The organism is Alcanivorax sp. HI0083 (assembly GCF_001635175.1).
In genome coordinates this window covers 1-6,729 of record NZ_LWFX01000990.1, presented here as the reverse complement: position 1 = coordinate 6,729, position 6,729 = coordinate 1, and the positions used below count along the sequence as shown (strand labels likewise).

The 6,729-nt window shown below is 59.7% G+C and carries 10 protein-coding genes; 8 read left to right on the top strand and 2 right to left on the bottom strand.

Annotated elements, in window-relative coordinates; translation table 11 throughout:
* From A3754_RS11910 to A3754_RS11900, 3 genes are all read left to right on the top strand, one after another.
* The coding region (locus A3754_RS11910) for a di-heme oxidoredictase family protein (protein ID WP_304439833.1) at nt 1-207 on the top strand (207 nt) is incomplete at its 5' end.
* 36 nt (nt 208-243) lie between these two features.
* Nucleotides 244-1,278, top strand: a complete 1,035-nt coding sequence (locus A3754_RS11905) for an imelysin family protein (RefSeq protein WP_082872204.1) — start codon at nt 244-246, stop codon at nt 1,276-1,278.
* A 148-nt stretch (nt 1,279-1,426) separates the two neighbouring features.
* Complete coding sequence (locus A3754_RS11900) at nt 1,427-2,539, top strand: DUF1513 domain-containing protein (RefSeq protein WP_063519861.1); 1,113 nt, start codon at nt 1,427-1,429, stop codon at nt 2,537-2,539.
* A gap of 189 nt (nt 2,540-2,728) precedes the next feature.
* Here the strand turns inward: A3754_RS11900 and A3754_RS11895 are convergent, their stop codons facing one another.
* Both A3754_RS11895 and A3754_RS11890 read right to left on the bottom strand, forming a co-directional pair.
* A complete protein-coding gene (locus tag A3754_RS11895) occupies nt 2,729-3,121 on the bottom strand; it encodes a hypothetical protein (RefSeq protein ID WP_007148686.1) in 393 nt (130 codons plus the stop codon).
* 170 nt (nt 3,122-3,291) lie between these two features.
* Nucleotides 3,292-3,708, bottom strand: coding sequence for a helix-turn-helix domain-containing protein (locus A3754_RS11890; protein WP_063519860.1), 417 nt, complete (start codon nt 3,706-3,708; stop codon nt 3,292-3,294).
* A gap of 95 nt (nt 3,709-3,803) precedes the next feature.
* On the opposite strand from A3754_RS11890, the gene A3754_RS11885 reads away from it, so the two are divergent.
* From A3754_RS11885 to A3754_RS11865, 5 genes are all read left to right on the top strand, one after another.
* The gene (locus A3754_RS11885; RefSeq protein ID WP_063519859.1) at nt 3,804-4,145 is read left to right on the top strand and encodes a DUF3703 domain-containing protein; all 342 of its coding nucleotides are present in this window, start codon (nt 3,804-3,806) and stop codon (nt 4,143-4,145) included.
* Between the two features lie 80 nt (nt 4,146-4,225).
* Nucleotides 4,226-5,080: a cation diffusion facilitator family transporter gene (locus A3754_RS11880; protein WP_063519864.1), complete on the top strand. Its 855-nt coding sequence runs from the start codon at nt 4,226-4,228 to the stop codon at nt 5,078-5,080.
* Nucleotides 5,081-5,199: 119 nt separating this feature from the next.
* The gene (locus A3754_RS11875; RefSeq protein ID WP_063519858.1) at nt 5,200-5,415 is read left to right on the top strand and encodes a DUF3820 family protein; all 216 of its coding nucleotides are present in this window, start codon (nt 5,200-5,202) and stop codon (nt 5,413-5,415) included.
* A 59-nt stretch (nt 5,416-5,474) separates the two neighbouring features.
* Nucleotides 5,475-6,155 (top strand): DUF4336 domain-containing protein, encoded by a 681-nt coding sequence (locus A3754_RS11870; RefSeq protein ID WP_082872203.1) that lies wholly within the window; start codon nt 5,475-5,477, stop codon nt 6,153-6,155.
* 232 nt (nt 6,156-6,387) lie between these two features.
* Nucleotides 6,388-6,729 (top strand): biotin/lipoyl-binding protein (locus A3754_RS11865; protein WP_197468640.1); only part of this gene is annotated, 342 nt, incomplete at its 3' end.

The window sequence follows — 6,729 nt, the reverse complement described above, 5'->3', positions numbered from 1 at the left end:
CAGGAATGGCGCACGCCGCCGCTCTGGGGTATCGGCCTCACCGAGGCGGTGAATGGCCACACCCAGTTTCTGCACGATGGCCGCGCCCGCAACCTGATGGAGGCGATCCTCTGGCATGGCGGCGAAGCGGCCGGGTCGCGGGACGCGGTACTGGCGTTTGACGCCGAGCAACGGGCGGCGCTGTTGGCGTTTCTGAACTCTTTGTAATTTTTTCTGTAACGGTTCCAAGGTTGAGGATGGATCATGCGTGCTTTGATTGTGCTGGTGTCAGTTTCCTTGTCGATGCTGCTGACGGCGTGCAGTAACCCGCGTCAGGAAGTCACAGTGCAGCTGGCCAACGAGCTGCTGCTGCCGGCCCATCAGCAGTGGCGCGACAGCAATGCTGCCCTGGTAGACGCGGTGGAGGCGTACTGCACAGCTCCACAGGCATCTGTGGATGATCTGGAAACCGCGTTTTATCAGGCCCAGTCCCGGTGGTCGCACCTGCAACCGTTAATGGTCGGGCCGTTATCCGAAGGCAACCGCAGCTGGCAGGTTCAGTTCTGGCCGGACAAACGCAACATGGTGGTTCGCCAGACGGAATCGTTGCTGGACGAGACGGATTCGTTGACCGGTGAGCAGCTGGAGAAGGCCAGCGTGGTGGTGCAGGGGCTGACGGCGTTTGAGTATGTGCTGTTTGATCAATCGGTCGCCCTGGCGGAGAAGCATGACCGCTACTGCCCGCTGCTGACCGGTATCGCCGGTCATCAGCTGGCGCTGTCCGAGTCGGTGCTGGCGCTGTGGAATGAGCCGGGCGGCATGCTGGCGCAGTTGCGCGACTTCCCCAATGAGCGTTACGCCACGGCGGATGAAGGCCTGGCGGCAATTCTGCGCACGCAGATCACCGGGGTGGATGTGCTGAAGAAAAAACTGGGCACCCCCATGGGGCGGCTGAATCAGGGCGTGGCGCAGCCTTACCAGGCGGAAGCGTGGCGTAGCCGGCAGTCCATTGAAAACCTGCAGGCGTCGTTGCAGGGCGCGCAGGCGGTATGGGAGCGGGTGCGTTCGCTGGTGAGCGATGCGGCCCTGGTGAAAGACATCGACCAGGCCTATGCGGATGTGGCCAACCAGCTTGCGGCTTTGCCAGCGCCGTTGATGGAGCTGGTGCAGGCGCCGCAACACAGCGAGACGCTGACGACGCTCTATGCCGCGCTGGATAATCTGGAAAACCGTCAGCAGACGGAGTTGGCTCGCAATCTCAATATCCAGATCGGTTTTAACGCCAACGATGGGGATTAGGGTCAGTTGCGAGTTGCGAGTTGCGAGTTGCGAGTTGCGAGTTAAAAGCTAAAAGCTAAAAGTTAAAAAAGCGCGGGAGGGTGTGTCGATAATTCAACGTCGTGCCCGCGCTTCATTGCGATGCCATAGCGGGCTTGCGGAGAGCGTTATGTCACTAACACGACGGAAGTTGCTGGGGGCTGGTGCGGCGATGGCCGGCCTGGCCGCGTTGGGTGGCTGGTCACTGTGGACCGGCACGGCGGGTGAATCACCCCTGCTGCTTTCTGCGCGCAACGATGACGACGGTCAGCACTATGCGGTGGGTTACTACCTGAGCGGCAAACGGGCGTTTGCCACGCCGGTGCCCGAGCGCTGCCACGCGGTGGCCCGCCATCCGTTTCTGCCGGTGGCGTTGTATGTGGGGCGCCGCCCGGCCCGGGAAAGTTACTTGATTGACCTGCGCGATGGCCGACTGCTGCAAACCCTGCACAGTCAGCCGGATCGGCACTTCTATGGCCATGCTGTATTCCATGCCCGCGGCGAGTGGCTATACACCACCGAAAACGATACCCGCGAACCAGGGCGCGGTGTGCTGGGGCGGTACCGGTTGGATCGGGCTGCTTTGCAGCTAGTCCATGACGGCGAAGCGACCACCCACGGTGTCGGTCCCCACGAGCTGGCCTGGATGCCGGACGGCGAATCCCTGGTGATCGGTAATGGGGGAATTCGTACCGAAGGCGGCAGCCGTGAGGAAATGAACCTGGACGCCATGGCGCCCAGCCTGGTGATCATGAGCCGCCATGGCGAATTGATCAGCAAGGAAACTTTGGCCGACGCTCAAAGCAGCATCCGCCACCTGGATGTGGCTGCCGATGGCACCGTGATTACCGGCCAGCAGTACCATGGCCCGGCCTACAACAGTGTGCCGTTACTGGCGATCAAGCGGCCCGGGGAAGCCTATCAACCGTTCCCGGTCAGCCGGGCACAACTGGCGATGATGGATCAATACACGGCCAGCATTGCCATTCACAGCGAGCAGCGGCAAGTGGCCATGACCGCGCCACGGGGAAACCGTTTCTTTATCTGGGATCTGGATAGCGGCGATACGCTGCTGGATGCGCCCATGTCCGACTGTGCCGGTGTTGGCGCGGTGCCGGGTGGTTTTGCGGTGACCTCGGGGCAGGGCAAATGCCGCTACTACGATAGCCGCACCGCAGAGGTACAAAGCCAGTGGCTGGAACTGCCGGGGGGGTGGTGGGATAACCACCTGTGGCTGAGTTAAGGCGTGCATCCTGCCGCTTAACCAACGTTGTTTGCATCGCGGTGGGACCACCGTTCTCACCAGTCAGGGGACGTCGGCTTTTCGGTAGGAGTGCCTCTTGAGGCGCGAACCTCAGAGCGGGAAACCGGCAATGCGTTTAAGCCCGGCAAGCCGGGCTTAAACGTGACAGCTTTTGGCGATATGCGGATGTCAGTCGTGCCAGTTGGACACCTTGCCGGAGCACACCCAGTCCTTGGAGCCTTTTACCACACCAATGGAGTTGTAGCTGTAGCGGCCATTGGCATTGTGGGTAGACCAGCTTTTAGTGTTGCCCGCGCCGATGCCGGAAGCGCCGCAATCCTCGGAACCGTTCTTGCGCTCGTTACAGAAGCGGGCATAGATGCGGTGGCTGCAGGTGTTGCGGTAGGTAATGATGAAGTTGTCCTTGCTGTATTCACTCCATTTGGTTTTGTGCACCACCATGCAGGGGCCACCGCTACTGTTGCGGGCATCCCAGCAGGTGTCGTCGTCGACGCTGGAATAATAATCAGCGGCAGCAAACTGTGAGGCGAATAGTGCGGCAATGCCAATGGTCCATTTCATGGTCGTTCCCCTTGTTCCCTTCATTGATGACCTTATTGGCCCGGTAAACGGGCCCGTTGCAACAATTGTAGGAAACTGGGGAAAAAACGCCTCACCCATATGGGGTATATCGGTATGGAAGCTGTTGTAAAAGTGTCAGCGTCCGGCAGGTCAGGGCGCTGTGGCCGGGATTACCCGCTGTGGTCGGTCAGGCACTGCCCGTGATCGCTTAGTAGCTCAATCACCCGGCATTCGCCCGGGTGTCCTTTCTCGCATTCGCCGATCATCCGGTCCAATTCGTTGCGCAGGGCAGTCAGTGCGCTGATGCGGTTTTGTACGGCGTCCCGGTGTCGCCGGGCGACGGCATCGGCATGCTGATGCTGTTCGCTGAGCGCCAGCAGCTCGCGGATGTTATCCAGGGTGAAGCCCAGCTCCCGGCTGTGGCGGATAAACTGCAGCCGTTCCCGGTGGCTGCGGTGATAACGGCGCTGGCCCCCTTCGCTGCGGGCGGGCTCGGGCATCAGGCCAATTTTTTCGTAATAACGGATGGTCTCCACCTTGCAGCCGGTGGCGCTGCTGAGGGTGCCGATGGAAAAGAGGGTAGACATGATGACCTCGTTATAATGGATAACCGGACTTGAACCTGTAGTCACTATAGCTTTTTTAATGGAGCCAGGGTGAAACAGAATCAAGGAGCAGGGTGATGCACGACAGGCAACGACGGGCGTTTTACGCCGCCATGGAGGCGGCACGGCGGGCTTATGCCAGCCAGGACTGGGACCGGGCGTTTGCCCAGTTGGAGCGGGCGCATATTCTGGGGCAGCGACGGGTCGGCGCGCATACCCTGAGCCACTGGTGGATGTTGAAAGTGGGCTGGCAACGCCGCGAGGCGCGGGAAATCCGCGGACAGATGCTACGCCTGTTGGCGGCGCTGGTCATGTCGCGGTTATGGGTGCCGGTCGGCAATACCGGCGGCGCCAATGTGAACCCGCTGCAGCCCATGCCGATTCCCGATGCGCTGCGCGACGTGATGGAGGAACGATGATGCATGATCACTCTTCACATGCGCCACATTCGCCGCATTCACATACCCACGGTCACGGTGATGAGGACCGGGCCATCGGAATGGCGTTCTGGCTGAATTTCACCTTCACCATCATCGAATTTGTCGGTGGGCTGATGGTGAATTCGGTGGCGATTCTGTCCGATGCGGTACACGACCTGGGCGATACCCTGGCCATCGGCATGGGTTGGGTGCTGGGCAAAGTCAGCCGCAAACAGGCGGACCAGCGCTTCAGCTATGGCTACCAGCGGTTGTCAGTGCTGGCTGCGTTGCTCAATGCGCTGGTGCTGATTGCCGGGTCGATCTTCGTGATCAGCGAAGCCATTCCCCGCCTGTGGGCACCGGAAATGCCCAATGCCACCGGCATGCTGGCGTTGGCCATTCTCGGGGTGACGGTAAACGGTATTGGTGCCTGGCGGTTACTGCGCCAGTCCTCGTTGAATGCCAGTGTGATTCGCTGGCATCTGCTGGAGGATGTGCTGGGCTGGGTGGCCGTGTTGGTGGTGTCGCTGGTGCTGATGGTCTGGGAAATCCCGATTCTCGATCCCATTCTGTCCATCGGTTTCACCCTGTTTATTCTGTTCAATGTGGCGCGCAATGTATGGGCATCGTTGAAGGTCTTCCTGCAAGCGGTGCCGACGGAGGTGGATACCGATGCTCTGGTGGACGCCTTGCAGGCACCGCCGGCCGTAGCCGGTGTGCACCATGTCCATGTGTGGAGTCTGGACGGCCAGCAGCATGTGTTCAGCGCCCATATCAAGTTGGGTGGTGAGCCGCCCATGGAGGAGCTGCGGGGGCTCAAATCCCGCTTCAGCGCGCTGGTGAAGGAATACGGTTTTGCCCACTCCACCATCGAATTGGAATGGCCGGAGGAGATGTGCCGTAACGCTGAGCAGGGTAATGAAGAGGGTGAATGATGGGGGTTGTGCTTGGCGGTAAGGTGGCTGGGCTGTAGGCTGCATAACGTAATGGGGGCCGGGTGATCGTCCCTTTCCTCTCTGGCCACGGCCCGCCCCTGCCATCACGATGGATACCTATGGATTTCAAACACGAAGACTTGACCGCTCTGGTCGAACGCACCATGCCGTTTGGTAAATATGCCGGGCGGGTGCTGATTGATCTCCCTGAGCCTTATCTGCTGTGGTTCACCAAAAAAGGCTTTCCGAAGGGCGAGTTGGGGCGGCTGATGGCGCTGGCCTTGATGCTGAAAATGGACGGCACGGAAAACTTGCTGGAGCCATTGCGTAAATAGGCTGTATCCGCTGAATCAAGCAGGTATCCTGAGGTCATTGTCATGTTCAGGAGCCAGCTGTGCCGTTACTCGATGTTGTTGCCAATAATGTGTGGGCGTATTCGGTTCCCCATAGCTTCATGGGGCTACACATGGGTGCCCGCATGACCGTGATCAAATTGTCTGCTGGCGGTTTGCTGCTGCATTCCCCGGTGCCGGTGGATGAGCCTCTTGCCCAGGAGCTGGCGGCGTTGGGCGAGGTGACCCACATTGTTTGCCCCAATCTTTTTCACCATGTTTTTGCCGCTGAAGTGAAACAGCGTTACCCGCAGGCGGTGTTGCACGGGCCGGCGAAACTGGCGAGCAAGCGCAAGGATCTGTCGCTGGATGCGGTACTCTCGGAAACACCCCATCCGGACTGGGGAGATGACTTTGAGCTGGTCTTTATTGAAGGCTCCATGTTGCACGAGACGGTGTTCTACCATCAGGCCAGCAAGACCCTGATTGCGGCGGACCTGATTGAAAACTTTCATCAATGTGACCACGGTTTCACCCGCTGGTACCTGAAGCTGGGAGGGCTGTGGAAGTCCCCGGGTTGGCATCCGGTGCTGCGCCTGGTCTACCTGAATCGTCGCAAGGCCCGCGCCAGCGTCACCCGCATTCTGGAGTGGCCCTTCGAAAGGCTCAGCCTGGCCCACGGTGAGGTGATCACTGAAAACGCCCGCAACCAGGTCCGTCATGGGATGGAGTGGTTGTTCTAGGGAATAGCTACAAGCTACAAGACTGGATAGGGAAACAGGGAACGTTCCCTGGTTTTCCTTTTCAACTTTTCACTTTGAACTTTCAACTGATCTTTCGCGGGCAGAGCGGTTAACGTGTGGCCGCGCCCCCAATCCGCGTTGCAGCTTGTAGCTTGTTCCCCTCCCCTCCACATTTCTTGCAACTTTTCCCGCTATATTCCTCAACCATCATTACTGGTCTGTGGAATTGCCCATGTCCCGCTGGATTCGCCGTTATCCGAAAGCGGCTCTTTTGTTTGTCATTCTGATGGTATCCCTGCTGCTTGCCGGTTGGCGCTGGGGGTTTACGTCGGCGCCGGTTACGCAGTGGCAAACGGCGACGGTGGAGCGTGGCGACGTGGAAGAACTGGTCACTGCGCTGGGCACCCTGGAGCCGGGCGATTATGTGGACGTGGGTGCGCAGGTCTCCGGCCAGCTTACCCGGCTGCATGTGGATGTGGGTGACAGTGTGGAGCAGGGCCAATTGCTGGCGGAAATCGACGCCTCTGTACAGCAAACCCAGGTGGACGCGGGCCTGGCGGAACTGGAAGCCCTG

What these genes read in the sequence shown, in the direction of transcription:
- A3754_RS11880 (WP_063519864.1), top strand. Translation starts at nt 4,226, where the DNA reads ATGGCGTTCTGGCTGAATTTCACCTTCACCATCATCGAATTTGTCGGT.
- A3754_RS11890 (WP_063519860.1), bottom strand. Translation starts at nt 3,708, where the DNA reads ATGTCTACCCTCTTTTCCATCGGCACCCTCAGCAGCGCCACCGGCTGC.
- A3754_RS11895 (WP_007148686.1), bottom strand. Translation starts at nt 3,121, where the DNA reads ATGAAATGGACCATTGGCATTGCCGCACTATTCGCCTCACAGTTTGCT.
- A3754_RS11900 (WP_063519861.1), top strand. Translation starts at nt 1,427, where the DNA reads ATGTCACTAACACGACGGAAGTTGCTGGGGGCTGGTGCGGCGATGGCC.
- A3754_RS11905 (WP_082872204.1), top strand. Translation starts at nt 244, where the DNA reads ATGCGTGCTTTGATTGTGCTGGTGTCAGTTTCCTTGTCGATGCTGCTG.
- A3754_RS11875 (WP_063519858.1), top strand. Translation starts at nt 5,200, where the DNA reads ATGGATTTCAAACACGAAGACTTGACCGCTCTGGTCGAACGCACCATG.
- A3754_RS11885 (WP_063519859.1), top strand. Translation starts at nt 3,804, where the DNA reads ATGCACGACAGGCAACGACGGGCGTTTTACGCCGCCATGGAGGCGGCA.